Here is a 24,991-nt window from a genome sequence, read left to right as displayed (position 1 = left end):
ACCCTTGACCGGTGAGCACCCTTCGAGACGGCTCGTCCCTCGCCTCCTCAGGGACCGTCCCCGACCTGGCCGGCCTGCACGATCTCGGCCCGGCCCAGCAGCCGACGTACCCCGACAAGGGTGCCGTCGACGCTGCCGTCGCCCGGCTGCGCACCATGCCGCCGCTGGTCTTCGCGGGTGAGTGCGACGACCTCAAGGCCAAGATCGCGGCCGTGTCCCGCGGCGAGGCGTTCCTGCTCCAGGGCGGTGACTGCGCCGAGACCTTCGCCGGCGTCACCGCCGACAACGTGCGCAACAAGCTGCGCGTGCTCCTGCAGATGGCGGTCGTGCTGACCTACGCCGCGTCGGTGCCGGTCGTGAAGGTCGGCCGACTGGCGGGCCAGTACGCCAAGCCGCGCTCCTCCGACTTCGAGACCCGCGACGGCGTCACCCTGCCGGCCTACCGCGGCGACGCCGTCAACGGCTTCGACTTCACCGAGGCCGCGCGCATCCCGGACCCGCAGCGCCTCGTCGACGTCTACAACGCCTCCGCCGCGACGCTGAACCTGGTCCGCGCCTTCGTGACCGGTGGTTACGCCGACCTGCGCCAGGTGCACACCTGGAACACCGACTTCGTGCGTGAGTCGCCCGTCGGCCAGCAGTACGAAGCGATGGCCAACGAGATCGAGCGCGCGCTCACGTTCATGAAGGCGATCGGCGCCGACCCCGACGAGTTCCACCGGGTCGACTTCCACTCCAGCCACGAGGCGCTCGTCCTGGAGTACGAGCACGCGATGACCCGCATCGACTCGCGCACGGAGATGCCGTACGACGTCTCCGGCCACTTCGTGTGGATCGGTGAGCGCACCCGCCAGCTGGACAACGCCCACGTCGAGCTGCTCAGCCACATCCGCAACCCGATCGGCGTGAAGCTCGGCCCGACGACGACGCCGGACGACGCGCTGGCGCTGGCCGCCAAGCTCAACCCGACCAACGAGCCGGGCCGGCTCACGTTCATCACCCGGTTCGGCGCCGGCAAGATCCGCGACGGCCTGCCCCACCTGGTGGAGAAGGTCAACGCGGCCGGGATCGACGTGGCCTGGGTCTGCGACCCCATGCACGGCAACACCTTCGAGGCGTCGTCGGGCTACAAGACCCGCCGCTTCGACGACGTCATCGACGAGGTGCAGGGCTTCTTCGACGTGCACCGCTCGCTGGGCACCTGGCCCGGCGGCATCCACGTCGAGCTGACCGGTGACGACGTCACCGAGTGCGTGGGCGGCGGCGAGGAGCTGGCCGAGATGGACCTCGGCAACCGCTACGAGTCGGTCTGCGACCCGCGGCTTAACCGGGTGCAGTCCCTCGAGCTGTCCTTCCTGGTCGCGGAGATGCTCCGAGCCCGCTCGGCGTGAGCCTGCGAACGCCGGGCGCAGGCGAAGGGGGTTGAGCAAGCCCCGAGCCACGGGCGCGTCGAAACACACGGTCTGCGTTTGGATAGGTTGACGTCGTGATCGACCTGCGCAGCGACACCCTGACCCGGCCCACCGAGGCGATGCGCCGGGCGATGGCCTCCGCCGAGGTCGGCGACGACGTGTACGGCGAGGACCCGACCGTCGCACGGCTGGAGGAGCACGTGGCAGGCCTGCTCGGCCACGAGGCGGCGCTGTTCACCCCCACCGGCTCGATGGCCAACGTGCTCGCGGTCCGTTCGCTGGTGTCGGTGGGCCAGGAGGTGCTCTGCGAGGCCAGCGCCCACATCGCCCGCGCCGAGCTGGGCGCCCACGGCGCCTACACCGGGCTGACCATGCGGACCTGGACCCACCCGCGCGGGCAGGTCGACCTGCCGGCCATCCGCTCCATGCACGCCCCCGACATGGGGCCGTTCTTCGTGGCCACCGCGGCGTTCTCGGTCGAGAACACCCACAACTTCGCCGGCGGCGCCGTCCTCCCGCTGCAGGACCTGCGCGACCTGCGCGAGCTCGCCACCGGGCTGGGGGTCGGGATCCACATGGACGGTGCCCGGCTCTGGAACGCCCACGTGGCCACCGGCGTCCCGCTCGCGGAGTACGGCGCGGTCGCCGACGTGCTGGCGGTCTGCCTCAGCAAGGGGCTTGGCGCGCCGGTGGGCTCGCTGATGGTGGGCGGCGCGGACGCCGTCGCCGAGGCGCGGATCTGGCGCAAGCGGATGGGCGGCGGGATGCGGCAGGTGGGCATCCTGGCCGCCGCCGGCCTGCACGCCCTCGAGCACCACGTGGAGCGGTTGGCCGACGACCACGCGCACGCGCGGCTGCTGGCCGAGGCCTGCGGGGTGGACCCCGCCGGCGTCGACACCAACATCGTCGTCGTCCCGCGCTCCGACGCGACCGACTTCGTCGCCGCCGCCCGCGAGGCGGGGGTCCTGGTCTCGGCGGTCGGCCCGACCGCCGTACGCCTCGTCACACACCTCGACGTGACCCGCGACGACGCCGAGAAGGCCGCCGCCACGCTCGCCCGGCTCGCCTGATCCGCCGCTCACGCGTCGAACCGGCTCAGGAGGCCGGGCGTAGATTGCGGTATGACCAGATCCCGGCGCTGGGCGGTCGTCGCCGCCCTCGTGCTGCTGGTCGTGGGCGTGCCCCTGGGCTGGCAGGCGCGTCCGGCCGGGGATCCTTCGGTGGGCGCCGCCGAGCTGCTGGCCAGGGTCCGGGCTTCGGAGGACCGCGGCTACTCCGGGTACGTCGAGACCAGCGGGACCCTCCAGCTGCCGGTCACCGACCGGTTCACCGACATCGGGGCCCTCTTCGGTGAGCAGAACCGGCTGCGTGTGTGGTGGCGCTCCGCCGACCACTGGCGCGTGGACCGGCTGCTCACCGCCGGCGAGACGGACCTCGTCCACGACCTGAACCTCACCACCGAGTGGGACTACGAGCGCGGGGCCGCCCGGCGCAGCGTGGACCCCGGGATCCGGCTGCCCCGCACCGCCGACCTGCTGCCGACGACGCTGGCGCAGCGGCTGCTCGACGACGTCGACGCCGCGCAGGTGACCCGGATCCCCGCCGTACGGGTCGCGGGACGTGACGCGCCCGGGCTCCGGCTGGTGCCCGGCTCACCGCAGAGCAGCATCGACCACGTCGACGTGTGGGCGGACCAGGGGAGCGGGCTGCCGCTGGCCGTCGAGGTGTACGACGCCGCCGACGCCGGCCCGGTCTTCGCCACCCGGTTCCGCGAGCTCTCGACCACCGCGCCCGACCGGAGCCGCACCCGATTCTCCCCGCCGCCCGGCGCGGACGTGTCGTTCCAGGAGGTGCTCGACATCGCCGACGCCGCCGACCAGTTCGCGCCGTTCCTCCCACCCGCCTCGCTCGCCGGGCTGGCGCGGTCGGCGAGCTCCCGGGGCGCGGTCGGGGTGTACGGCGCCGGCCTCACCCAGGTCCTCGCCATCCCGCTGTGGAGCCGAGCCGCCGACCCCCTGCACGAGCAGCTGGACCGGACGCCCGGAGTCAGGTCGGTCGACGAGGGGACGGTGCTGCGGGTGGGCCCGCTCGGCGTCCTGCTCACCGACCGGATGACCAGCGAGGCCGGATACGGCGGGGGCTGGTTGGTCACCGGGACCGTCACCGACAAGACCCTGCTGACCGCGGCCGACGACCTCCTCACGGGCACCCGGTACGACGAGGACCGGTTCCCGTGATCCGCACCCGGGGGCTGACCAAGCGCTACGGCCGGATCGTGGCGGTCGCCGACCTCGACCTCGACGTGCGCGAGGGCGACGTCTACGGCTTCCTCGGCGCGAACGGGTCCGGGAAGACCACCACGGTGCGGATGCTGCTCGGGCTGGTGCTGGCGACGTCGGGCTCGATCGAGGTGCTGGATCGGCCGATGCCGCGATCGGGCCGGGAGGTGCTGCCGCAGCTGGGTGCGCTGGTCGAGGGGCCGGCGGCGTACCCCCACCTGTCGGGCCGGGCCAACCTGGCGCTCTTCGACGCGATGGGGCGCGGCGGGGGGCGCTCCACGCGGGCCGCCCGGGTCGACGAGGCGCTCGAGCGGGTGGGGCTCGGCGGCGTGGACAAGCGGCCGGTGCACGCCTACTCGCTGGGCATGCGGCAGCGGCTCGGCCTGGCGAACGCGCTGCTGCGTGCGCCCCGGCTGCTCGTGCTGGACGAGCCCACGAACGGGCTGGACCCCCAGGGCATCCACGAGATCCGCGACCTGCTCCTGGAGCTGAACGCGGCCGGCACGACCGTCTTCCTCTCGAGCCACCTGCTCGCCGAGATCGAGCAGATGTGCACGCGCGTGGGCGTGCTCGACGGTGGCCGGATGGTGCTCCAGGAGCAGCTCGATGTGCTGCGCCGGCCGACGGGGCGCGTGGTCGTGCACACGCCGGACGCCGACCGGGTCCGCGGCCTCCTGGACGGCCGGGTGGAGCACCAGGACGGCCACCGGCTGCTGGTCCGGGTGGAGGACGTCGCCGCGCTCAACACCCGGCTGGTGCAGGCGGGCATCAGGGTCGAAGGGCTGGCGCCGGAGCGGCGGACCCTCGAGGAGGTCGTGCTGGCGGCGACGGGACCGAGCGGGGACCGGGCCCGCGAGCGCAGTGGGCGCGAGGGCGGGGGGCCGGACCGGTGATCGCCGTCGAGCTGCGCAAGCTGGTGCTGAGCCGGCGCACCTGGGTGACGATCGCGCTCATCGACGCCCTGCCGACGCTGGTGGCGGTCCTCCTCGCCGTCACCGACCTGGGGCCGCGTCCGGGGACGGGGCCGGCGTTCCTGTCCGCCGTGCTCACCGACGGCAGCCTCTACCCGCTGGCCGCGCTCGGGATCGTGCTCCCGCTGTTCCTGCCCATCGCGGTGGCGATCACGGCCGGGGAGGCGATCGCGGGGGAGGCGCAGGCCGGCACGCTGCGCTACGTGCTGGTCCGGCCGGTCGGGCGCACCCGGCTGCTGGTCGCCAAGCTGGTGAGCGTGATGGCGTTCGTGGTCCTCACCGTGCTCGTGGTGGCCGTGACGGCGTACGTCGTCGGCACGACGTTGCTCGGCCGGGGCGACGTCGCGGCGGCGACCACCAGCGTGTCGGGCACCTCGCTCTCCACCCAGGAGCTGCTGGTGCGCACCGGCCTGGCCCTGGCCTACGCCATGCTCTGCATGCTGGGCGTGGCCGCGATCGCGCTGTTCCTCTCCACGGTCACCGAGTCGCCGCTGGGGGCTGCGCTGGGCACGCTGGCCGTGCTCATCGCGTCCACGATCCTGCTCACGCTGGACGCGGCCGAGGCGCTGCGGCCGTGGCTGCCGACCCGTTACTGGCTGGCCTTCGTCGACCTGTTCCGCGACCCCATCCTGTGGCGCGACGTGGTGCGCGGGGTTGCCCTGCAGGGGGTGTACGTCGTGGTCTTCCTCGCCGCGGGGTGGGCGAACTTCGCGACCAAGGACGTCACCGACTAGCCCTGGTCGGTCGCCTGGCCGCGGCAGACGCCCGGGCCGGGGACCTCGGGCAGGTCCGTGCCGAGCTCGAGGACGACCATCGCGTCGACGGTCGGGTCGCTCGGCACGTCCCCGTGGGCCAGCGTCTCGCGGCAGACCGACTGGACCGAGAACGCCACGGATCCGTCGAGGCGGCCGGACTCTGGTGGCACCACCACCTGGTCGTCGATCGTCCAGATCGACACCCACTCGGGTCCCGGTGGGGTCTCGTCCTCGGTCGCCAGCCGGCGCATCAGGTCGCTGTCGGGCGCCAGCTGCTGGCAGGCCGCGGGGCACGCGTCCGGCGCGAGGTCCCCGCCGAGCGCGGCGATGTCGGTGCCGTGGTGGGGGGAGGCCAGCGTGACCGCGCGGCGCACGACCTCGCCCCCGCCCTCCTCTGCGACCCAGAGCCGCACCACGACGCCGCCGGCGGAGTAGCCCACCACGTCGACGGACCCGGCGCCCGAGCGGGCGAGCACGCCCGCGGCGGCGTCGGCGAGCGCTCGGGCCTGGGCCTGCAGGTCACCCGTGCCCCCGTCGATGGCGGGCACGATGGTGACGTCGCGTCCGGCGTCCCGCAGGCGGGCAGCCAGCACCTCCAGGCCGTCCGTGGAGCCGCCGTAGCCGGGCACGAGAAGCACCGGGCCCGGGTCGGACTGGGGTACGGCGTGGACGGGCTCGTCCCGGCTGCGCGCCACGGCGACCGCAGCACCCGCGAGCAGCCCGGTGACCACGAGCGCGGCGAGGACGAGGAAGAACCGCCGGCGCGCCGGGGACAGGGCATCGAGCACGTGGCCAGTCTGCCCCCGGCGCGCTCAGCGCGTGCGGGTCACTCCTGCCCGGGCGGCGGCGTGATCGGTCGGATCCGGGTGCGGCCGTCGTCCGGTCCGGCGTCGGCCGGCGGCCAGGTGGGCTGCTGCGGCGACTGCGGGTTCGCGTGCGGCTGCGGCCAGGGGGTGCCCGGAGCGGGAGCCGGGTCCCCGGTCGGGGGCGGCGGGGGCTGGGTCGCAGGCTGCCAGCCCTGCTGGGCCGGCTGCTGCTGCGGCTCCCAGCCCTGGTGGGGGTGCTGGGCCTGCGGGTGCTGGGCCTGGGGGTGCGGGGCCTGCGGGGCGCCCGGCTGCCAGGCCGGGGGAGGACCGGCGGGCTGACCGGGGTTGGACTGCATCCGGCCGGCGAGTGCCGAGGCCTGCGCGCGCAGGGCGGAGCCGTCCAGGGCCCGGCTCATCAGCGCCACGAGGGCGGCGCAGACGAGGGCGAAGAGGGTGAGCAGCAGGGTCGCCTGCCAGCCGACCTGGCCCACGAAGTAGCTGCCCCGGTAGTCCTCCTCCTCCAGGCTGAGCCCGGCGTGCGCCGAGGTGACGCGCGACATCAGCGGCAGGGCGACCAGCAGCAGGGCCACGAACACGCCCAGGTTGCCGAGGATGCGCTGCGGCGCCGCGGTCTTGCGGGCCACCGCGAACGCGGCCAGGAAGAGCACGACGAGCATCACCACCGGCGCTGCCCACAGGCCGGGGGTGTCCTCGGCGTAGTGCGCGAGGTGGTGCAGCTCGCTGCTGTCACCGCCGCTGGGGCCGGACTCGTCCGAGGTGGCGCCGTACGCCGCCCCCGAGCCGAGCGAGATCAGCCAGAAGCCGCCGCTGGCGATCAGTCCGAAGATCAGCGCGATGCCCGCAGACAGGTCGTCGTCGGTGGGGTCGTTGTCGTGGAGGGTGTCGCCGGTGAAGATCAGCAGCAGCAGGCCGACGATGCCGGCCACGGGCAGCATCGCGAAGATGGTGCCGACGCCGTACAGCGGCGCTGCCGTCCAGTCGTGCACGCGCTGGACCGGTGCCGGCCACCAGTCACGCCGCGACGCGTAGAGGACCGCGACCAGGGTCACGAGCAGGACCAGGAAGGACAGGAAGAACGCGCCTGCGATGCTCGGTCCCCAGCTCGCGTCGAACCCGATCTGGCGCGATGCGAGCTCCGCGCCCCAGCCGCCGCCCAGCTTGTCGTTGTCGCCACGGAAGACGATCGCGAACAGCATCACCGCCAGGCCGAGGAGCAGGGAGGCACGAGCGGCGTCACCGATCGCGTCCGACACCCGCTGGTAGCGCTTGGTGACCCGGCGGAAGACCAGCGCCGCAGCCACGAGCGCGATGATCGTGACCGTCAGCGGGAACATGCCGAGGTGCGCGGACGCGCTCTCGTTCCCGAAGTCGAGGTCGAGGACGAGGTCCGCCCCGAAGGTCGCGGCCAGCAAGGTCGCCACCAGCGTGAGGCCGTTGTCGACACCGAAGTCCTCGGGCTTGGACATCAGGGCCAGCAGGGTGGAGAGCACGCCCGCGACGCCGAGAGCCGTGGCCGCGGTGAGGCCGGCGCCCAGCCAGTTGCCGACGAGGACCCGCTGCCAGTTGACCGAGGCCAGCGAGGGGGCGGTCGGCCCCTGGTGTGCGCGCTGTTCCGGATCCGGGGGTGAAGTCTGGGGCGCACCTTGGGGGGCGCCGTACGGCGCACCAGCCGGCGGCGGGGGCAGGACGGGCGGCGCGGCCGGGGGCGCCGTGGGAGGCGCCGCCATCGGGGCCGTGGGCGGAGCCGCGGGAGGAGCCGTGGGCGGAGCCGCGGGCGGGGCCGCGGGAGCGGCTGCCTGCAGCGGGGCGGTCGGGGTGTCCGAGCCGAGGGGCTGGCCGCAGCCGCCGCAGAAGCGACTCGTCTCAGGGTTCTCGGAGCCGCAGTGGGCACAGGTGGGCATGGGTTTCCCGTCATCACAGGTGAGATGTGTCGCGCGGAAGGCTATCCCGCGGGCACCCCGCCCAAACCCACGCGGCGCGCGGCCGGCGTACGCCGTTCTGAGGTGGATCCGCCCTCAGGCGGGCGCGCCCCGCAGCGTCACGTCGCTGATCGGGGTGTAGTTGCGCGCCGCGCGGCCCTTGCCCGGCTTGGAGACCGAGAGCAGCCGCAGCGTGACGGTGCGGGTGGTGACCGGATCGATGCGCAGGGTCTGCATCTGCATGGTGTCGCGCAGGCCCTGGGTGACGGTCGTGCCGTCGTCAAAGGCCCACTCGACCGTGAGGACGCGACGGTTGCCGTGGTACCAGTCCAGGCTGCGGCCGCGCTGGTCGGCGGCGACCTTGGCGTAGCCGTTGATCATGCCGACCGCGGTCAGCCGGGTGTCGGCGGGGAGCTCGAAGGTGATCTCCTCGCCCGAGCCGTCGCCGGCCATCCGCCAGCAGGTCGAGGCGACGCCGTCGAGCATGTTGCGGGCGTCGTAACGGACCATGTTGCCGCTGGTGTCCTGGTTGGGGGGCGCGGTCGCGGGCACCTTCGCGGTGGCCTCGCGCGCCAGGTCGCCGGGCTCGCCGGACGGTTGGTCGGGCGTCGGGGTGGGCTGCTTCCCGGAGCCACCGGGCTGCTTCTCGGCGGCCGGCCTCGCGCCGGCGCCCGCGGGCTGCTCGTCGTCACCGCCGAGGAGCAGCCAGCCGCCGAGGGCAGCCACCAGCGCCAGGACGGCCGCGCCGACCGCCCACGGGAGCCAGCCGCGGCCTCCACGCCGGCGCTGGTCGGCGGCCGGCTCGGGGGCCGGGACCACCTCGTCGGCGAAGAGAGGGAAGCGGGGGCCGTCGCCGCCCGTCGCAGGTGGAGGCGGTGCGGTGGGCGTGCCGGCGGGCCGCGGGCCGGCCGGAGGCGGGCCCGTCGGCCGCGGCGCGGCCGGTCCTGCGCCCGGGGGTGGCGTGGTCGGGGGTGGCGTGGTCGGGGGGACTGTGGTCGGGGGTGGCGTGGTCGGCACGGGCGGGATCCGACGGGTCGTGGTGCCGTCGACCGCGGGCCGCTCCGCGGTGCCGGTGCGCCAGTCATCGGGGGTGTCCACCTGGAGCCGCGGGATCTGCCGAGTGCGTTCGTCGTGGTCCTCGGCGACGTCGGCCCGGTGCTGCCCGGCGCCCGCGGCCGCAGCCTGGGGTCGGGGCTCCTGCGCCTGGGCGCCACACGCCGTGCAGAACCGGCCACCGCCGAGCTCGTGCCCGCAGCTCGCGCACGTATCCACGTCACCCTCCTCCGGTCGATCTGGTCCGCAGGCCAGCGTAGGGGAGTGCCTGATCCCGGGCCGCGGCTGTCTCCGCGGGCGGGCATCGGGGGCGGGTGGTAGGGGCGCTCGCCGGGTGCCGCCGGCTTCGGCTCCGGTCGTCGCCCGGCTTACGGGTCGGCGCTGCCGACGACACCTTGGCCTCCGTCCCGGCTCGGTGGTTGAGGTGCGAGGAGCGCCAGCGACGAAGCCTCGAAACCCCGCCGGCGGATCGGTGCCGCCGACCACCACCTCGGCCTCCGTCCTGGGCCGGTGGTTGAGGTGCGAGGAGCGCCAGCGACGAAGCCTCGAAACCCCGCTCAGGATGCACGACCCTCCGGCTTCCGTCCCGTCTCGGCGGTTGAGGTGCGAGGAGCGCCAGCGACGAAGCCTCGAAACCCCGCCCGGCGGATCGGTGCCGCCGACCACCACCTCGGCCTCCGTCCCGGGCTCGGCGGTTGAGGTGCGAGGAGCGCCAGCGACGAAGCCTCGAAACCCCGCCCGGCGGATCGGTGCCGCCGACCACCACCTCGGCCTCCGTCCCGGGCTCGGCGGTTGAGGTGCGAGGAGCGCCAGCGACGAAGCCTCGAAACCCGCCCAGCCGATCGGCGCCGCCGACGACCACCTGGGCCTCCGTCCCGGGCTCGGCGGTTGAGGTGCGAGGAGCGCCAGCGACGAAGCCTCGAAACCCCGCCCAGCCGATCGGCGCCGCCGACGACCACCTCGGCCTCCATCCCGGGCTCGGCGGTTGAGGTGCGAGGAGCGCCAGCGACGAAGCTTCGACAACCCCGCCCAGCGGATCACGTTGGGAGGGACTCGCGCGGTCTCCCCAGCCCAGAGATTTTACTCGAAAACATGCTCGGATAGTTGTAGAATGAGGCATGGCCGTTGACCCGACCCCGATCATCCACCCGATGGTGGGTGACGTCGGCGCGCTCGCCGCGCAGGTCGGGTTCCTGGCCGAGTACGACCCCGCCTACCTCGATGCCGCCGACAAGGAGGTCATCCTGGAATGGCTGGACCGGGCCGCCGAGCAGCTGGCCGCGATCCAGGCGCGGGTGTTGGCGAACGCCGAGGACCTGGCCGTCGCGACCGGGGACCGCAACGTCGCCGCCTGGGCCGAACGCACCCGGTGTGCGGACTACTCGACGGTGGCGCGCCAGGCCCGGCTGGGGCAGGCGTTGGACCGCCGTTGGCCCCAGCTGCAGGCCGCGTGCCTGGACACCCGCGTCAACCAGGCCCAAGCACAGGTGATCGTCAAGGCGCTGGACGGGCTGCCCGACCGGCTCGGCCCCGAGCTGAAGGCCAAGGCCGAGGCCCACCTGGTCGAGCAGGCCGCGCACTTCAGTCCCCGGGCACTGAAACGGCTCGGCGAGCACCTGTTGGAGGTCCTCGCCCCCGAGATCGCCGACGCCGAGGAGCAGCGGAAGCTGGAGGCCGAGGAGCGTGCCGCCCGCCGGACCACCCGGCTCACCATGCGGGTGCGTGGGGACGGGTCCACCGACATCGCGATCAGGGTCCCCGACCACGTCGCGTCCCGGTTGAAGGTCTACCTCGAGTCCCTCTCCGCACCCCGCCGTCAGGAACAGCACACTGGTGACAGTGAGGTGGAGCAACTCCCGTACCCGCGCCGGCTCGGGGAGGCGTTCTGCACCCTCCTCGAACAGCTCCCCACCCAGGCGCTCCCGCAGCACGGCGGCACCGCGACCACCGTAATGGTCACCATCGACCTCGACCAGCTCACCACCGGCCTCGGCGCCGCGGGGCTGGCCACCGGCGACCGGATCACCGCCGCCGAGGCCCGCCGGCTCGCCTGCACCGCCCAGATCATCCCCGTCGTCCTCGGCGGCGACTCCGAGATCCTCGACCTCGGCCGCTCGCGCAGGCTGTTCTCACCCGCGCAACGCAAGGCCCTGGTCATCCGCGACCGACGCTGCCGCGCCCAGGGCTGCGAGATCCCCGCCGCCTGGTGCGAAGCCCACCACGCCGAGACCCCCTGGGCGAAGGGCGGCAAGACCGACCTCAAGGACGGCGTACTCCTCTGCAACTGGCACCACCACCGCGCCCACGACCAACGCTTCACCACCGACCGGTTGGCCAACGGAGACGTCAGGTTCACCAGACGCACGTAGGCCGACCGCCGACCAGCGCAGACACAGATCCGACGGACCCGCAGCCGTGGCCCGCCGTACTCACGCGCCCGCAACCTGGCCGTGGCCGATGTGCCGCGAACGCTCGCCCTGCGCCCTAGGCTCCGGTCATGCCCGAGGACGTCGAAGCCGTGATCACCGAGCTCTTCGCCCGCCCGGCGCACGAGAAGCCGCGGGCCCGACGTCGGTCTGCACGCCGGCTGGATGGCATGGACCGGCTCGACCTCGGCGTCATCGCCGTCGACTACGGGGACGAGGATCACGCGTTCCAGATCACCGTCGAACGCGTGCCCCGTCACCGGTGGGAGCCCGAGCAGTCGTTGCGCATCGGTCACGTGGACGGGGTCGATGTGGAGCTCGTCGGGGTGACCGTCGACAACTTCGTGCACGTGCACCTGGTCGCTGTGCGTTCCGACGAGCGCGACCGGCTCACCCGGGGCTACAACGAGGCAATGGAGTGGTGGGCTGCCACGCCCAGGGAGGCTCGTGGAGAACTGCCCGAGGACCCGGCCGGCCGCCTGGCACGGATCACCATCAGGATCACGGACGATCTCGGCACGGTGTACGGCCTTGACGGTGGCGGATTCGGTGGGACGGGGACCGAGTGGGATGCGCGCCAGTCCTACCGCCCCCGACCGCCGGCCGATGCTCATGAGCTGTACCTCGAGCTGGCGGCTCCCGGCATGGCGGCGATCTCCCTGACGGTGCCCTTGCGATAGCGCGCCCGGACTGCGTGGCCGGCCCGTGTGACGAAGGCCCCGTGACGGCGACCCCCACCCGGATCACGATGGTGGAAACGCAGCACCCCGGGAAGGAGTCGAGATGAAGGCCATCGTGCAGCACCGCTACGGCGGGGCGGACGCGCTCTCAGTGGGGGAGGTGCCTCGACCCGACGTGGGTGAGCACGATGTCCTCGTCCACGTGGTTGCCGCCGGGGTGGACAGGGGTGCCCTGCACTTCATGACGGGGGAGCCCTACCTCATGCGGCTCGGGACGGGTCTGCGCTCTCCCCGGCAGGAGGTGCCCGGCGTCAGCTTCGCCGGTCGGGTCGAGGCGGTCGGCAGGGACGTGACCCGGTTCCAGCCCGGGGACGAGGTCTACGGCGCCGCGAAGGGTGCGTTCGCGGAGTACGTCGTGACTCCGGCGGACAAGGTGGCGACCAAGCCTCAGGGGCTCAGCTTCGAGGAGGCCGCGGTGCTGCCCTACGCGGCGTTCGCCGCCGTGCAGGCCGTGCGTGACCACGCTCGCGTGGTTCCCGGCGACCACGTGCTGGTCGTCGGCGCCACCGGCGCCGTGGGGAGCATCGCGGTCCAGACGGCCAAGGCGCTGGGCGCGGAGGTCACCGGTGTGTGCGGCACCCGGGGCATGGGCGTGGCCACGTCCTTGGGCGCCGACCACGTCATCGACTACACCCGCGAGGACTTCGCCGCCGGCGACCGCCGCTACGACGTCATCATCGACGTCTTCGGCCGCACTCCGGTCAGGCGGCTGCGGCACGCGCTGAATCGAGGGGGCCGTCTGGTGATCGTCGGCGGAGAGGGTGATCGGTGGATCGGGGGCATGAACCGGCAGCTCGCGGCCGCCATGCTCTCGCCGTTCGTCAGCCAACGTCTGGGCTTCTTCGTCGCGAAGGAGGATTCCCAGACCCTGGAGGCGGTCAACGACCTCGTCGTCGCCGGGAAGGTCCGCCCGGTGCTGGACCGCAGCTACCCGTTGGTCGCGGCCGGTGACGCCGTCAGGCGGTTGCAGGAAGGGTCGGGGTCGGGGCGGGTCGCGCTGGTCGTCTGACCACCGCGGGCCGCTCGCCCGGCCGGCGACGGAACCGTCACCAACGTCCCTGCCGAGTACACCTAGCCGCGGATCCGCTCGCGCGCGTCCAGCCGCCCGACGACGGGCGGCAGCCGGCGTACCGCCTGGGCCAGCTCGCGCAGCTCGGTGCCCTGCAGCGCCTGCGGTCCGTCGCACAGGGCGGTCTCCGGATCGGGGTGCACGTCCACGATGACCCCGTCGGCGCCGACCGCGATCGCCGCCCGGGAGAGGGGCACGACGAGGTCCTTGCGCCCGGCCGCGTGCGAGGGGTCCACGATGATCGGGAGGTGGCTGGCGGCCTGGACGACCGGTACCGCGGAGATGTCCAGGGTGTTGCGGGTGGCCGGCTCGAAGGTCCGGATCCCGCGCTCGCACAGGACCACGTCGAGGTTGCCGCGCTGGGCGATGTACTCCGCGGCCATCAGCCACTCCTCGATCGTGGCCGTCATGCCGCGCTTGAGGAGCACCGGCTTGCCGGCCTCGCCCACGGCCTGGAGCAGGCCGAAGTTCGCCATGTTGCGGGTGCCGATCTGCAGCATGTCCGCGTGCTCGGCCACCACCGGCACGTCGCGGGCGTCGACCACCTCCGTGACGACCGGCAGCCCGGTGGCCTCTCGGGTCCGGCTCAGGATCCGCAGCCCCTCAAGGCCGAGCCCCTGGAAGGCGTACGGCGAGGTCCGCGGCTTGAACGCGCCCCCGCGCAGCAGGGAGGCCCCGGCCGACTTCGCCATCCGGGCGGTCTCCAGGGTCTGCTCCGCGGTCTCGACCGCGCACGGCCCCGCGAGCAGCGTGAACGTGTCCGGGCCGATCGGCACCTGGTGGCCCTCCGGACCCACCCACACCGTCGACCGCTCGGGGTGGTGCTGGCGGCTGACCAGCTTGTAGGGGTCGGAGATCCGGTGCACGTCCGCGACGCCGGGCAGGGTGCGCAGGTTGAGGTGGTGGAAGGAGTCGATGTCCCCGACCAGGCCGATGATCGTGCGCACCACACCGGTGGAGACGAAGGCCTCGCCGCCGACCTCCTCGACCCGCGCGACCACGCGCGCGATGTCCTCGGGGGTGGCGTCCGGCGACATGACGACGACCATGGGCGGAGTCCTCTGCTTCGGGGCGACCACGTCGTCGGGGTCGGGGTACGTCGTCCCTGACGCTAGGCGAGGCAGGTGCGGCGCCGCCGGGGGAGCCCATGATGTGGACCCGCGCGGGCCACGGGTCAGACGGTGAGGTGCTGGACCTCGCCCTCCACCTTGCGACGCGGCGCCAGCTCGACCACCAGCATCGCGGCGAGCACGAGCAGCCCGCCGGTCAGCATCCGCAGGGTGAACGACTCGCCGCCGAGCAGGACCGCGAAGAACGCCGCGAACACCGGCTCCATGCTCATGATGATCGCGCTGCGGGTCGGCGGCAGGTGCGCCTGCGCCCACGTCTGGCCGAGCAGCGCCAGCGCCCCCGCGAACAGCGCCATGTAGACCAGCGACAGCCAGTCGGCGCGGGTCTGCGGCAGCACGATCCCGTCCGGCGCGGTCGCGGTCAGGCACACCAGCGCGATCACGACCAGCTGCACGATCGACATGCCGAGCGCCTCGTGCGGGGTGGACCAGGCGCCCAGCCCGACGATGTGCAGGGCGTAGAGCCCCGCCGCGACCAGGGTGATCGCCTCGCCGTACCCGACGGAGAGCCCGTTGAGGGTGAGGACGGCCAGCCCCGCCATTGCCAGCAGGACCGCACCCCAGGTCACCGCCGTGATCCGGGTCCGCAGCAGCACCGCCGCGAACACCGGCGTCAGCACGACGTACATCCCCGTGATGAAGCCCGACACGCTTGCGGCGGTGTGCGCCAGGCCGGCGGTCTGCAGGATCTGCGCGACGCCGTAGAGCAGCCCCAGCACGACGGCGCTGCGTCGTGCCCGGGGTGAGAGCCGCCCGACCGCGCGCGGCGCGACCACCAGGACCGCCACGCTGGCGACCGCGAACCGGACCGCGAGGAAGTCCAGGGTCGGGACCCGCTCCAGCAGGTCGTGGATCAGGAAGAACGTCGATCCCCACATCGCGGTGATCGCCAGCAGCGCACCGGTGGCGAGCAGGGAGGTACGACGGTTCATCCGGCGGCGGTCAGCGTCAGGGCCTGCCGGCGCAGCTGCTTGAGCAGCGGGATGTCGACGTTGTCGGCGTCCCGGGAGCCCGGCGTCTCCAGCACGAACGGCACGCCCGCCGTCGCCGGGTGGGCGAAGAGCTCCTCGAACGCGCCCGTGCCGATGTGGCCCTGGCCGATCAGCTGGTGCCGGTCCTTGAAGGCGCCGCGCACGTCCATGGAGTCGTTGGCGTGCACCAGCCGCAGCCGCCCGGGCCCGCCGATCTCGACGATCCGGTCGACGGTCGCGGTCGCGCCACCCGGCTCGTCGAGCGGGGCACCCGCCGCGAAGACGTGGCAGGTGTCCAGGCAGATGCCCGCCTTGGGGTGGCGGTCGAGCGCGGCCAGGTAGGGCTCGAGGTCGTCCACGCCCGCGCACAGGGACCGGCCCTGGCCCGCGGTGGGCTCCAGCAGCAGCCACGGCGCGTCGTCCCCGGCCACGGCGTCCAGCAGCGGCAGCAGGCCCTCGCGGACCTGCCGCATGGCGGCGGCGTACCTCGCCTCGCCCTCGGCCGGGTCGGTGGAAGGGTCGACGAACGAACCGGTGTGCACGACGACGCCCTCGGCGCCGATCTCGGCGGCACGCCGCAGGTTGTGGGCCACCGACGCGACCGACTTCTCGTAGGTGGCGGGCGTGGGGGAGCCGAGGTTCACCAGGTACGGCGCGTGGATGAAGGCCCGCATCCCGCGGCGCTCGAGCTCGGCCCGGAAGCGCGCGTCGTCGGCGGGCCTGCCGGCGCTCAGCGCCCAGCCGCGCGGGTTGCCGACGAACACCTGGATGGTCTCGCAGCCGAGCAGCTCGGCGTTGGCCAGCGCCCCGTCGACGAGCCCCTTGCCGACCAGCACGTGGGTGCCGATCGGGTTGCGGGCAGCGTGGTCCACGGTCGGGTCAAGGGGCATGGGAGAAGCCTAGGTCGGCGCGTCGGGCCGGACGGAATCGCCCTCAGCGGCCGGGCCGGCGCGGTCGCGACCGGGGTGGGATCAGAGGATGGAGAGCGTGATGGTCGACCCCTTGGGCACCATCGAGCCCGACCCCGGGTCGACCGAGTAGACGTAGCCGACACCGATGTAGTGGTCGTTCTCCTTCACCTCGACCTTGAAGCCGAGCGCCTCGAGCTTCGCGGTCGCGGCCTCGACACCGCTGGCGACCAGGCCGCCGGGGACCTCGACGAGCTCGGGCCCCTTGGACACCACCAGCGTGACGGTGTCGCCCCGGTGGAGCGTGCCGCTCGTGGGCGTCTGGGAGATCACGTCACCCTCGGGGACGGTGTCGGAGAACTCCCCGGAACCGCGGTCGACCTCGAGGCCCTTGGCCTGGAGCGCCTGCTCGGCCCGGTCGGCGTCCTTGCCGGTCCAGTCGCGGACCTTGATCGGCCGCGGGCCCTTGCTGACGATCAGGCTGACCGCGGTGTCCGGCCGCAGCGTGGTGCCGGCCTTCGGGTCGGTGCCGAGCACGGTGCCGTCGGGCACGGTCTCCGACCAGCGCTCGATGGTGCGGCCGTAGGACAGGTGGGCGCCCAGGATGGCGTCCTGGCCCTCGTCCTCGCTCATGCCCTTGGTGCGGGGTACGTCGTACCGCTCCTTGCCCAGCGACAGGACCACGGTGACGGTGCCGCCGTCGAGGACCCGGGAGCCGGCGTCGGGGTCGGTGTCGATCACCCGGCCCGCCGGCACGGTCTCGGAGTAGGCCTTGTCGCCCATCTCGGCGTCCAGCCCGGCCGCCTGGAGCTTCTCGACCGCGGCCGACCTCGCCAGCCCGATCACGCCCGGGGTGGAGGTGTAGCGGGCCCAGCCGAACCACCACGCGCCGGCGCCCGCAGCCGCGACGAGCAGCAGCAGGAGCACCAGCAGCAGCGGTCCACGCCGCGAGCGCCGCGGGCGTCGCGGCGTGCCCCCGCCGGGAGTCCGGGTGGGGGGCGCCGGAGGGCGCTGGTCGGGGCGCGGGATCAGGCTGGTGCGCTCCGCGGCGTCCTGCCCGACGGCGGCCGCGGCGGGCGCGAACAGGGCCGCGAGCTCGGCGCCGTCGAAGGGGTCGGGGGCGGTGTCGTGGCGACCCCGCGGGACCTGGACGGCCACGGTGTCGTCGCCCGCGGGCCGGGCCGGGGCGAGGTCGGCGGTGAGCTCGGGGTCGTCCTGCACACCGTCGGCGAGCGCGTGCGCGACCCGGCGCACCTGGTGCAGCAGCACGCCGGCGTCGGCCGGCCGCTGGGCGCGGTCACGCGCGGTGGCGCGGGCGACCAGCGCGTCGACGTACGCCGGGATGCCCGGGACGAGCCGCGACGGCGGCGGGACGTCCTCGTGCACGTGCTTGTAGGCGACCTGGATCGGGGACTCGCCCTCGTGGGGCTTGACGCCGGTGAGCAGCTCGAAGAGGACGACGCCGGCGGCGTAGACGTCGGCGCGCGCGTCGGAGCGGCCGTCGATGACGAGCTCGGGTGCGAGGTAGGAGACGGTGCCGATCAGCACGCCGCCGGTGGCGGTGTGCTGGGTGTCGGCGCTGACCGCCTTGGCCAGCCCGAAGTCGGCGACCTTGACCCGGCTCGCGCCGGAGCCGGGGTCGGTGGCGATCAGGACGTTCTCGGGTTTCACGTCGCGGTGGACCAGCCCGGCCCGGTGGGCCGTCGCGAGGGCGGAGAGCACGGGCTCGATGAGGGCCAGCGCACGCGCCGGGCTCATCGGCGCCTCCTTGCGGACCACGTCGCGCAGGGTGTGGCCGGGGATGAGCTCCATCGCCAGGTAGACGGTGCCGTCGTCCTGGCCCTGGTCGTAGACCGCCACCACGTTGGGGTGGGAGAGACGTGCGGCCGCCCGCGCCTCACGGACGAAGCGGGCCGCGAACTCCTCGTCGTCGCCCATGCCCGGATGCATGATCTTGACGGCGACGGTGCGGTCGAGGCGGAGGTCGGTGGCCTCGTAGACGCTGGCCATCCCGCCGCGGGCGATCCGCGGCCCGATCCGGTAGCGGCCGTCCAGGAGCCGACCTGTCGTGGGGTCGCCGACGACGGCGTCGGTGCCCATGGGGGCGTGCCGATCTGACTGCCGACGTGGCTGCACAGCGACCCTCCTGCGGCCGGATGGGGAAGGATCCGGTGGCCCAATCGTACGGATCCGGCCGCCTCGCCCCGCGTCCAGGCGGCTCCCGGCGTGGCGCGGGACACGCGGGGCCCGGCGGGGAGCCCCTCCGGGCGGATCGGTCCCGGCGGCCCGGTCAGGCCGGCGGGCGGCCCGCCTCGAGCCGGTTCTTGATGGCGAGCACGTTGGCCACGTAGTGCCTGGTCTCTCCGTAGAGACCGTGCGATCGCACGGCCCCCAGCCCCTGGTAGTACGCCGCCACCTGGTGGCGCCGGGAACCGGTCTCGTCGCCGAGGACGCGCAGCAGCTGGACACCCGCGGTGGCGTTGTCGGCCAGCCGGTGCAGGTGCAGGCGCCGGCCGGCGTACATCGACATCCACGAGCCGGTCGCGGGCAGGACCTGCATCGCACCGATCGCGCCGGCCTCCGAGCGCCGGTCCATCTGCCAGCCCGACTCCTGCCAGGAGACCGCGAGGGCGAGCTGGGGGTCGACGCCGTGGTGCACCGCGGTGCGCGCGACCGTACGCCGCACGGTGGCGGTCCCCGGGTCGGGTGTCGGCGCGCTGTGGTGCTGGTGGTGCCGCGTCTGGTGGTGGCTCTGGTGGTGCCGCGTCTGGTGGTGCCCGGGCGCATGGGGCAGCGCCGAGAGCACCTGCGGGATCTCGAGGTGCTGCCCGACCCGGATGCCGGCGCCGGACCCGAGGTGGTTGTGCGAGATCAGCTCGGCGGTCCAGGCGTGGTAGCGCACGGCCAGGCCGGTCACCGTCTCGCCCTGGCGCACGGTGTGGTCCAGGATCCGGCGGCCGGGTGGCAGGTCGCCGTCGGTGGCGCCGGCGGGCGTCGGCAGGAGCAGCAGGGTCAGTCCGGCCAGGCCGGCCGTGAGCAGTCGTCTCGTCGATGCCATCGGGGTCGACTCCCTTCGCGCCGCGCGGCACCCGGACCCGAGCGATCCGGTGGGGGAAGCCGCGGACGACGATCGACCGTAACCCGGCTGCTCCTGTGTCTCAAGTGACTGCAGTGACGGGGGAGCCTTCCGTCGGCTCGGGTTTTCGTCCCGGCACCGAGCAGTGGAAGAGTTGTCCCCATGAGCGAACCGAGACTTGCCGACGCCGACCTGGCCGCGCTGGTCCCCACCTGGCTGGACTGGGCCGAGGCCGCCCGCCAGCTCGGGGTCACGGTGGGCAAGGTGCGCACGATGATCCGCGACCACGAGCTCGCCGCGGCCGTCCCCGCCCCCCGCGCCGGCCAGCAGGTCCCGGCCGACTTCATCCAGGACGGCCTGGTCGTCAAGGGCCTGCCCGGCCTGCTCACCGTGCTGCACGACGGTGGGTACGACGACCGCGAGTGCATCGCGTGGCTGTTCACCGACGCCGACCTGCCGGGCCGGCCGATCGACGCGCTGCGTGAGAACCGTGGGTCCGAGGCCAAGCGCCGGGCCCAGGCGATGGCGTTCTGACCCGTTCCTGACGGGACGCCGTTCCCGAGGACGCCGCCCTCAGACGGCGCGGTCGGTGGCGGCGGAGGCGAGGTCGCGCAGCACGCCCCGGGCCCGCTCGTCGACCTCGGCACGGTCCAGGGCCGTGACCGCCCGGCCGGCGAGCTCGGAGATCACCGTCTCCACCTGGGCGTGCGCGCCGGAGGCGTCGATGATGCCGCGCAGCCGCTCCACGGCCGCGACGTCCAGCTGGGTGCCGAGCGAGGCGTGCAGCAGCTCGGCGTCCTCACGCCCGGCCGCGTCGAGGGCGAGGGCCACCAGCACCGTGCGCTTGCCCTCGACCAGGTCGTCCCCGGCCGGCTTGCCGGTGGTGGCGGGGTCACCGAAGACGCCCAGCAGGTCGTCGCGCAGCTGGAAGGCCTCGCCCAGCGGCAGCCCGAAGCCGCTCAGCTCGCGCATCGTGTCGACATCGGCCCCGGCCAGCGCGGCGCCGATGTGCAGCGGCCGCTCGATGGAGTACTTCGCCGACTTGTAGCGCAGCACGGTCATCGCCGCGTCCACGTCGGCCAGGCCGCGCGCCTGCACGGACACGTCGAGGAACTGCCCGGCGATCACCTCCGAGCGGCACCGGTCGAACACGTCCAGCGCGGGAGCCACCTGCGCGGCGGGCAGTCCGCAGCGACGCAGCAGCTCGTCGGCCCAGCTGAGCAGCAGGTCCCCGAGCAGGATCGCCGCGGCGGCGCCGTACTGCTCGGGCACGCCGCGCCAGCCGGCCCGGCGGTGGTCGGCCTCGAACTGGCGGTGCGTGGCGGGCCGGCCGCGCCGGGTGTCCGAGGCGTCCATCAGGTCGTCGTGGACGAGGGCGCTGGCGTGCAGCAGCTCCAGGGAGGCGCACGCCCGGATCAGGGCGTCCTCCTCGTCGGGACGGGACGCGACGCCGGGGGAGACCGCCAGGTGGCCCCAGTAGCAGAAGGCCGCACGGAACCGCTTGCCGCCGGAGACCGACGCCCGCGCCTCGTCCAGCAGCCGGGTCGCGTCGGGCCCGAGAGGGGCGAGCCGTTCGGCCTGCTCGTCGAGGAACGCGTCGAGCGCGACCTGCACGCGGTTCCGGAAACCGGCACTGTCCCACCCGCTGCTCGTCACGCCGACGAGGGTAGCCACGCCCTCTTGCCCCGTGGACAACGCCCCGGTGCCCGCGGCGCGGAACCTTAGACTCCAGCCATGACCGAGGACCGCGCCCAGAGCATCGGGGAGCTCATCCGCACGGGAGGACGATCGTTCTCGTTCGAGTTCTTCCCGCCCAAGGACGAGGCGGGCGAGGAGCAGCTGTGGCGTGCGATCAGCGCTCTGGAGCCGCTGCGTCCGACCTTCGTGTCGGTGACGTACGGCGCCGGCGGCAGCACCCGTGACTCGACCGTCCGGCTCACCGAGCGGATCGTGCGCGAGACCTCGATGACGCCCATGGCGCACCTGACCTGCGTCGGCCACACCCGCGGCGAGCTGGAGCGGATCCTCGACTCCTACTCCGCCGCGGGCGTGCGGCACGTGATGGCACTGCGCGGCGACCCCAGCGACGGGCCGCGGGCGCCGTGGACCGCGACGCCGGGTGGGCTGACCTACGCCAGCGAGCTGGTCGAGCTGGTCAAGGAGCGCGGGGAGTTCACCGTGGGCGTCGCGGCGTTCCCCGAGGGCCACCCGACCGCGGAGTCCCTCGACCACGACGCGGACGTGCTCGTGGCCAAGGTGCGTGCCGGCGCAGAGTTCGCGGTGACCCAGATGTTCTTCCGGGCCGCGGACTACTTCGGCCTCGTTGAGCGGGTGCGCGACCGCGGTGTCGACGTGCCGATCCTGCCCGGGATCATGCCGATCCTGAACCTCAGCGCCATCCGTCGCCAGGGCGAGCTGATCGGCGCCGACGTGCCCACCGAGGTGGTCGAGCGGATCTCGGCCCACGACGGGGACCCGGCCGCGGTGCGCGCCGAGGGGATCGCCGTCGCCGCGGAGCTCTGCGACGAGCTGCTGGCCGGTGGCGCGCCGGGGCTGCACTTCTACACGCTGAACCGCTCCAAGGCCACGCTGGAGATCTTCTCCGCCCTCAACGTCACGGTCTGAGCCCGGTTCCGGGCCGGATCTAGGCCGGGACCCGGCCGGTCAGACCAACCAGCCGGCCGGACTACCGCTCGGCGGGGCCGATCGCCTGGGCGACCAGCGCGGCGGACAGGCCGACGAAGGCCAGTCCGGACCCCGGGGTCGCGTGCGCGCCGGCGGCGTACACGCCCGGGACCGGCGTGGCGGGGCCCAGTCGGCGGCGCACGGTCGCCCGGCCCTGCCAGAGCACGCCGAGCGGCGAGCCGCCCCACTGCTCGACCAGGTCGCGTGGCGAGCGGTCCACCCGGGCGACGACCTGCCCGCGCACGTCGATGCCGTGCCGGGCCAGCGCGCGCAGCATGTCCTCGGCGAGGCGGCCGCGGCCGTGGACCGTCCACGCGGCGTGCCCCTCGGGTGCCCGACCGCCGGTGCGCACGACCAGCATCGGGTCACCGTGCAGGACGACCTCGGGGGGCAGGTCGGGCACCTGCCCCTCCAGCCCGACATGGGCGACCACCGGGGGGATCGCCGGCATGGTGCGCTCCACGAAGCCCGCGAGCGCCGGCAGCCGGCGCGGGTCGACCGCGCAGACCACCACGTCGGCCTCGACCTCGCCGTCGGCGGTCGCCACCGCCACGACCCGCCCGCCGCGCAGGACCAGGTCGGTGACCTCGGTGGAGGTGGCCACCTGCACCTTGCGGGTCTCGAGGCGGCGGCCCAGGGCGGCGGCGAGCTCGCCCATCCCGCCGGTCACGGTCCAGGCGCCGAAGCGCTGCTCGACGTACGCCGTCACGCCCAGCCAGGCGGGCACGTTGCGCAGGTCGTGGCCCTCGGCGACGAAGGGGTGGCCGGCCACGAGGCGGAGCCGCTCGTCCTTGAACGTCCGGCGCAGCCGCTTGTGCAGCACCTCCCGGCTGTCCAGCCGGGCCGCCACGTCGCGGGGCAGGTCGTCGGGTCGCCAGGGGCGCTCGAGATAGCCCTGGCGCAGCACCTCCCAGTCGTCGGCGTACGCCGCCGCGTGGTCGGCCCACCGCCGGCCGAGCCCGGGCTCGAGGGCGTCGAAGGCGGCGATCTGGGCAGCCCGCGAGCCACCGGGCAGCCGGACCGAGGTGTCGTCCTCGAACCGGTGCTCGCGGATGACGTCCAGCGGCACCAGCTCCAGCTCACGCTCGAGCGGCCGCCCGGACTTGCGGAACAGGTCGCGAACCACGGCGGGCAGCAGCGCGGCGTGCGGGCCGGCGTCCCAGGCGAACCCGTCCGCGGTCTCCTCGACCAACGCTCCGCCGAGCCGCGCAGAGCGCTCCAGCAGGGTCACCTCGTGACCGAGCTTGGCCAGCCGCGCCGCCGACGCCAGGCCCCCGAACCCGCCACCGACCACCACGACCCGCGCCATGGCGTCACACCCTACGGCCCGGGCTACGGCGTGGCCGCGGCTCCCGCCGTGCGCAGGTCCGGGGCCGCCTCGAGGTCGCCGAAGTCGGCGCCGTACTCGCGGTCCACGAAGCGCAGCAGCGCGAGGTTGACCTCGGCCAGCCGCTCCCCGGGCGCCAGCGCGACACCGGGGTCGACCTTGGCGAAGAACCCGGCGGGGGTGTCGGCGAGCACCAAGGTGCTGCCGGTCTCGGACGCCTCGCGGGTGAACTCGCGGCCGTCCCACCGCACCGGGTGCGAGAACGGGCCGCCGAGCGACACCCCCTCGCCGAACGCGACCGCCCGGCCGGCCCGCTCGGCGTCCATGAGGGCGACCAGGGCCTCGACGTCGGCGACGGTCAGCCCAGGGTCGACGCCGGCCACGAGGGCGGCCTGGAGGAACGTGAAGAACTGACGGTCGACCTCGGCGACCGTGGTCGCGCCCGCCGACATCCGGGTGTTGAGCTCCGTGGGGCGGAACCCGTCGACGGTGAGGACCCCGTCGACCCCGAACGCGCCGCGGTAGCCGTGTGCCCGCTGCAGGTGTGCCCCCACGCGGCGCACGACGTCGCGCATCTCCTCGCGGTCCTCGGGCGGCGGGTCCCAGGAGGTGCCGAGCCCGCCGTAGACGAACCGCCGGCGCACCGGGTCGCGCAGCATGGCGATCTCGACCGGGCGCAGCGCCGCCGTGCCGTCGGGGAGCACGAAACCGTGGATCGAGCACGGCACGCCGTCCAGGAACGGCATCACCCGCACCCGGTCGCAGCGCGGCCGGAAGAACCCCAGAGCCGCTGCCCGGTCGCCTCCGTCGCGGATCCAGCGCACGTAGTTGCCGCCGCCGTTGAAGCCGTCACGGGCGTCGCCGGACCAGACGGCGCCGAGCGGCCCGGCGAGCCGGTCGGTGGCGTCGTCGAGCGCGGTGTCGTCGACGGGCACGATGAGGTACGGCGCGTGGGCGACGCCGGTGGCGGCCCAGACCTCGTCGGCGAGCATCTTGTCCTCGAGCGCCAGGAACGAGGCCGGCCGGCCGCCCGTGACTGGACGTCCGAGGATCGGCTCGTCGGTGGTGACGAACGGAGTGGTGGACCAGATCCCGCGCCGGTCCGGGTCGAGCTCCTCCACCGCTGCCACCACGTGGTCCGGCAGGTTGTGGGCCAGCCGGTCGTGGACGCGGAGCTCGTCGGTCACCGACGCCGTCGGCGGCGGTGCGACCTCGACCACGACGCACTCGCCCTCGGCCGGGACCGGGCCCGCCCCGCGGGTGGTCGAGACGACGAGGACCGGGCAGCCCAGCTCGCGCAGCCAGCCGACGAGCGGAGTGAAGCCGGCCAGAACTCCCGGCCCGAGGAGGACCGGGCGGCCGGCGAAGAGCTCACCGAGGCGCGCGGTCGCCCGCGCCCGGGTGGCGGGGTCGGTGAGGTCGGTCGACGGCTCCATGCGCCGA

At 74.1% G+C, this 24,991-nt stretch carries 21 protein-coding genes; 10 read left to right on the top strand and 11 right to left on the bottom strand.

The window, feature by feature from the left end; all coding sequences use genetic code 11:
• The first annotated feature begins 11 nt into the window (after positions 1-11).
• The 5 genes from ACZ43H_RS10955 to ACZ43H_RS10935 all read left to right on the top strand — a co-directional run bounded on the left by ACZ43H_RS10955 (position 12) and on the right by ACZ43H_RS10935 (position 5,396).
• Positions 12-1,391: a class II 3-deoxy-7-phosphoheptulonate synthase gene (locus ACZ43H_RS10955; RefSeq protein WP_464590214.1), complete on the top strand. Its 1,380-nt coding sequence runs from the start codon at positions 12-14 to the stop codon at positions 1,389-1,391.
• Between the two features lie 95 nt (positions 1,392-1,486).
• Positions 1,487-2,482, top strand: coding sequence for a threonine aldolase family protein (locus tag ACZ43H_RS10950; protein ID WP_464590212.1), 996 nt, complete (start codon positions 1,487-1,489; stop codon positions 2,480-2,482).
• 51 nt (positions 2,483-2,533) lie between these two features.
• Positions 2,534-3,649: a LolA-like protein gene (locus ACZ43H_RS10945; protein WP_464590210.1), complete on the top strand. Its 1,116-nt coding sequence runs from the start codon at positions 2,534-2,536 to the stop codon at positions 3,647-3,649.
• The gene (locus tag ACZ43H_RS10940) at positions 3,646-4,584 is read left to right on the top strand and encodes an ABC transporter ATP-binding protein (protein WP_464590208.1); all 939 of its coding nucleotides are present in this window, start codon (positions 3,646-3,648) and stop codon (positions 4,582-4,584) included. Before ACZ43H_RS10945 ends, ACZ43H_RS10940 begins: the two co-directional genes overlap by 4 nt.
• Positions 4,581-5,396: an ABC transporter permease gene (locus ACZ43H_RS10935; protein WP_464590206.1), complete on the top strand. Its 816-nt coding sequence runs from the start codon at positions 4,581-4,583 to the stop codon at positions 5,394-5,396. The genes ACZ43H_RS10940 and ACZ43H_RS10935 overlap by 4 nt, the downstream gene beginning before the upstream one ends.
• Here ACZ43H_RS10935 and ACZ43H_RS10930 read toward each other — a convergent pair.
• From ACZ43H_RS10930 to ACZ43H_RS10920, 3 genes are all read right to left on the bottom strand, one after another.
• Positions 5,393-6,205 carry a lipase family alpha/beta hydrolase gene (locus ACZ43H_RS10930; protein WP_464590204.1) on the bottom strand — a complete coding sequence of 271 codons (813 nt, stop codon included), beginning with the start codon at positions 6,203-6,205 and terminating at the stop codon, positions 5,393-5,395. The genes ACZ43H_RS10935 and ACZ43H_RS10930 overlap by 4 nt on opposite strands.
• Positions 6,206-6,243: 38 nt before the next feature.
• Positions 6,244-8,145, bottom strand: a complete 1,902-nt coding sequence (locus ACZ43H_RS10925; RefSeq protein WP_464590202.1) for a zinc-ribbon domain-containing protein — start codon at positions 8,143-8,145, stop codon at positions 6,244-6,246.
• 114 nt (positions 8,146-8,259) lie between these two features.
• Positions 8,260-9,435: an NADase-type glycan-binding domain-containing protein gene (locus tag ACZ43H_RS10920; RefSeq protein ID WP_464590200.1), complete on the bottom strand. Its 1,176-nt coding sequence runs from the start codon at positions 9,433-9,435 to the stop codon at positions 8,260-8,262.
• 899 nt (positions 9,436-10,334) lie between these two features.
• Between ACZ43H_RS10920 and ACZ43H_RS10915 the strand changes: the two genes are divergently transcribed.
• The 3 genes from ACZ43H_RS10915 (at position 10,335) to ACZ43H_RS10905 (ending at position 13,391) form a co-directional block, all read left to right on the top strand.
• Entirely contained in the window at positions 10,335-11,585 is a 1,251-nt protein-coding gene (locus tag ACZ43H_RS10915) for an HNH endonuclease signature motif containing protein (RefSeq protein WP_464590198.1), read from the top strand.
• Between the two features lie 128 nt (positions 11,586-11,713).
• Positions 11,714-12,322, top strand: a complete 609-nt coding sequence (locus ACZ43H_RS10910; RefSeq protein ID WP_464590196.1) for a hypothetical protein — start codon at positions 11,714-11,716, stop codon at positions 12,320-12,322.
• A gap of 103 nt (positions 12,323-12,425) precedes the next feature.
• Positions 12,426-13,391, top strand: a complete 966-nt coding sequence (locus ACZ43H_RS10905) for an NAD(P)-dependent alcohol dehydrogenase (protein WP_464590194.1) — start codon at positions 12,426-12,428, stop codon at positions 13,389-13,391.
• A gap of 62 nt (positions 13,392-13,453) precedes the next feature.
• Here ACZ43H_RS10905 and aroF read toward each other — a convergent pair whose 3' ends face one another.
• The 5 genes from aroF to ACZ43H_RS10880 all read right to left on the bottom strand — a co-directional run bounded on the left by aroF (position 13,454) and on the right by ACZ43H_RS10880 (position 19,518).
• A complete protein-coding gene (aroF, locus tag ACZ43H_RS10900) occupies positions 13,454-14,500 on the bottom strand; it encodes a 3-deoxy-7-phosphoheptulonate synthase (RefSeq protein ID WP_464590192.1) in 1,047 nt (348 codons plus the stop codon).
• Positions 14,501-14,625: 125 nt separating this feature from the next.
• Positions 14,626-15,513 carry a DMT family transporter gene (locus tag ACZ43H_RS10895; RefSeq protein WP_464590191.1) on the bottom strand — a complete coding sequence of 296 codons (888 nt, stop codon included), beginning with the start codon at positions 15,511-15,513 and terminating at the stop codon, positions 14,626-14,628.
• The gene (locus ACZ43H_RS10890; protein ID WP_464590189.1) at positions 15,510-16,442 is read right to left on the bottom strand and encodes a deoxyribonuclease IV; all 933 of its coding nucleotides are present in this window, start codon (positions 16,440-16,442) and stop codon (positions 15,510-15,512) included. The genes ACZ43H_RS10895 and ACZ43H_RS10890 overlap by 4 nt, the downstream gene beginning before the upstream one ends.
• 81 nt (positions 16,443-16,523) lie before the next feature.
• Positions 16,524-18,560, bottom strand: a complete 2,037-nt coding sequence (pknB, locus tag ACZ43H_RS10885) for a Stk1 family PASTA domain-containing Ser/Thr kinase (protein WP_464590187.1) — start codon at positions 18,558-18,560, stop codon at positions 16,524-16,526.
• A gap of 190 nt (positions 18,561-18,750) precedes the next feature.
• Positions 18,751-19,518, bottom strand: a complete 768-nt coding sequence (locus tag ACZ43H_RS10880) for a transglycosylase SLT domain-containing protein (protein ID WP_464590185.1) — start codon at positions 19,516-19,518, stop codon at positions 18,751-18,753.
• Positions 19,519-19,698: 180 nt separating this feature from the next.
• On the opposite strand from ACZ43H_RS10880, the gene ACZ43H_RS10875 reads away from it, so the two are divergent.
• Positions 19,699-20,070 carry an Rv2175c family DNA-binding protein gene (locus ACZ43H_RS10875; protein WP_464590183.1) on the top strand — a complete coding sequence of 124 codons (372 nt, stop codon included), beginning with the start codon at positions 19,699-19,701 and terminating at the stop codon, positions 20,068-20,070.
• Between the two features lie 39 nt (positions 20,071-20,109).
• Here ACZ43H_RS10875 and ACZ43H_RS10870 read toward each other — a convergent pair whose 3' ends face one another.
• On the bottom strand, positions 20,110-21,192 hold the full coding sequence (locus ACZ43H_RS10870) for a polyprenyl synthetase family protein (protein WP_464590181.1): 1,083 nt from the start codon (positions 21,190-21,192) through the stop codon (positions 20,110-20,112).
• 78 nt (positions 21,193-21,270) lie between these two features.
• Between ACZ43H_RS10870 and metF the strand changes: the two genes are divergently transcribed.
• On the top strand, positions 21,271-22,161 hold the full coding sequence (gene metF / locus ACZ43H_RS10865) for a methylenetetrahydrofolate reductase [NAD(P)H] (RefSeq protein WP_464590179.1): 891 nt from the start codon (positions 21,271-21,273) through the stop codon (positions 22,159-22,161).
• 61 nt (positions 22,162-22,222) lie between these two features.
• Here metF and ACZ43H_RS10860 read toward each other — a convergent pair whose 3' ends face one another.
• Together ACZ43H_RS10860 and ACZ43H_RS10855 are read right to left on the bottom strand one after the other, a co-directional pair.
• Positions 22,223-23,530 carry a phytoene desaturase family protein gene (locus ACZ43H_RS10860; protein WP_464590177.1) on the bottom strand — a complete coding sequence of 436 codons (1,308 nt, stop codon included), beginning with the start codon at positions 23,528-23,530 and terminating at the stop codon, positions 22,223-22,225.
• Between the two features lie 23 nt (positions 23,531-23,553).
• Complete coding sequence (locus ACZ43H_RS10855) at positions 23,554-24,984, bottom strand: hypothetical protein (RefSeq protein ID WP_464590175.1); 1,431 nt, start codon at positions 24,982-24,984, stop codon at positions 23,554-23,556.
• Positions 24,985-24,991: the final 7 nt, after the last annotated feature.

The sequence above is a fragment of the Nocardioides sp. DN36 genome (assembly GCF_055380375.1).
The sequence above is the reverse complement of the archived record's forward strand: the minus strand, read 5'-3'. Positions and strand labels throughout refer to the sequence as shown.

Bases quoted from the DNA above. Each gene is read 5' to 3' on its own strand.
- ACZ43H_RS10945 (WP_464590210.1), top strand. From the start codon at position 2,534: ATGACCAGATCCCGGCGCTGGGCGGTCGTCGCCGCCCTCGTGCTGCTG.
- ACZ43H_RS10925 (WP_464590202.1), bottom strand. From the start codon at position 8,145: ATGCCCACCTGTGCCCACTGCGGCTCCGAGAACCCTGAGACGAGTCGC.
- ACZ43H_RS10915 (WP_464590198.1), top strand. From the start codon at position 10,335: ATGGCCGTTGACCCGACCCCGATCATCCACCCGATGGTGGGTGACGTC.
- ACZ43H_RS10910 (WP_464590196.1), top strand. From the start codon at position 11,714: ATGCCCGAGGACGTCGAAGCCGTGATCACCGAGCTCTTCGCCCGCCCG.
- ACZ43H_RS10905 (WP_464590194.1), top strand. From the start codon at position 12,426: ATGAAGGCCATCGTGCAGCACCGCTACGGCGGGGCGGACGCGCTCTCA.
- aroF (WP_464590192.1), bottom strand. From the start codon at position 14,500: ATGGTCGTCGTCATGTCGCCGGACGCCACCCCCGAGGACATCGCGCGC.
- ACZ43H_RS10895 (WP_464590191.1), bottom strand. From the start codon at position 15,513: ATGAACCGTCGTACCTCCCTGCTCGCCACCGGTGCGCTGCTGGCGATC.
- ACZ43H_RS10890 (WP_464590189.1), bottom strand. From the start codon at position 16,442: ATGCCCCTTGACCCGACCGTGGACCACGCTGCCCGCAACCCGATCGGC.
- pknB (WP_464590187.1), bottom strand. From the start codon at position 18,560: ATGGGCACCGACGCCGTCGTCGGCGACCCCACGACAGGTCGGCTCCTG.
- ACZ43H_RS10880 (WP_464590185.1), bottom strand. From the start codon at position 19,518: ATGGCATCGACGAGACGACTGCTCACGGCCGGCCTGGCCGGACTGACC.
- ACZ43H_RS10875 (WP_464590183.1), top strand. From the start codon at position 19,699: ATGAGCGAACCGAGACTTGCCGACGCCGACCTGGCCGCGCTGGTCCCC.
- metF (WP_464590179.1), top strand. From the start codon at position 21,271: ATGACCGAGGACCGCGCCCAGAGCATCGGGGAGCTCATCCGCACGGGA.
- ACZ43H_RS10860 (WP_464590177.1), bottom strand. From the start codon at position 23,530: ATGGCGCGGGTCGTGGTGGTCGGTGGCGGGTTCGGGGGCCTGGCGTCG.
- ACZ43H_RS10855 (WP_464590175.1), bottom strand. From the start codon at position 24,984: ATGGAGCCGTCGACCGACCTCACCGACCCCGCCACCCGGGCGCGGGCG.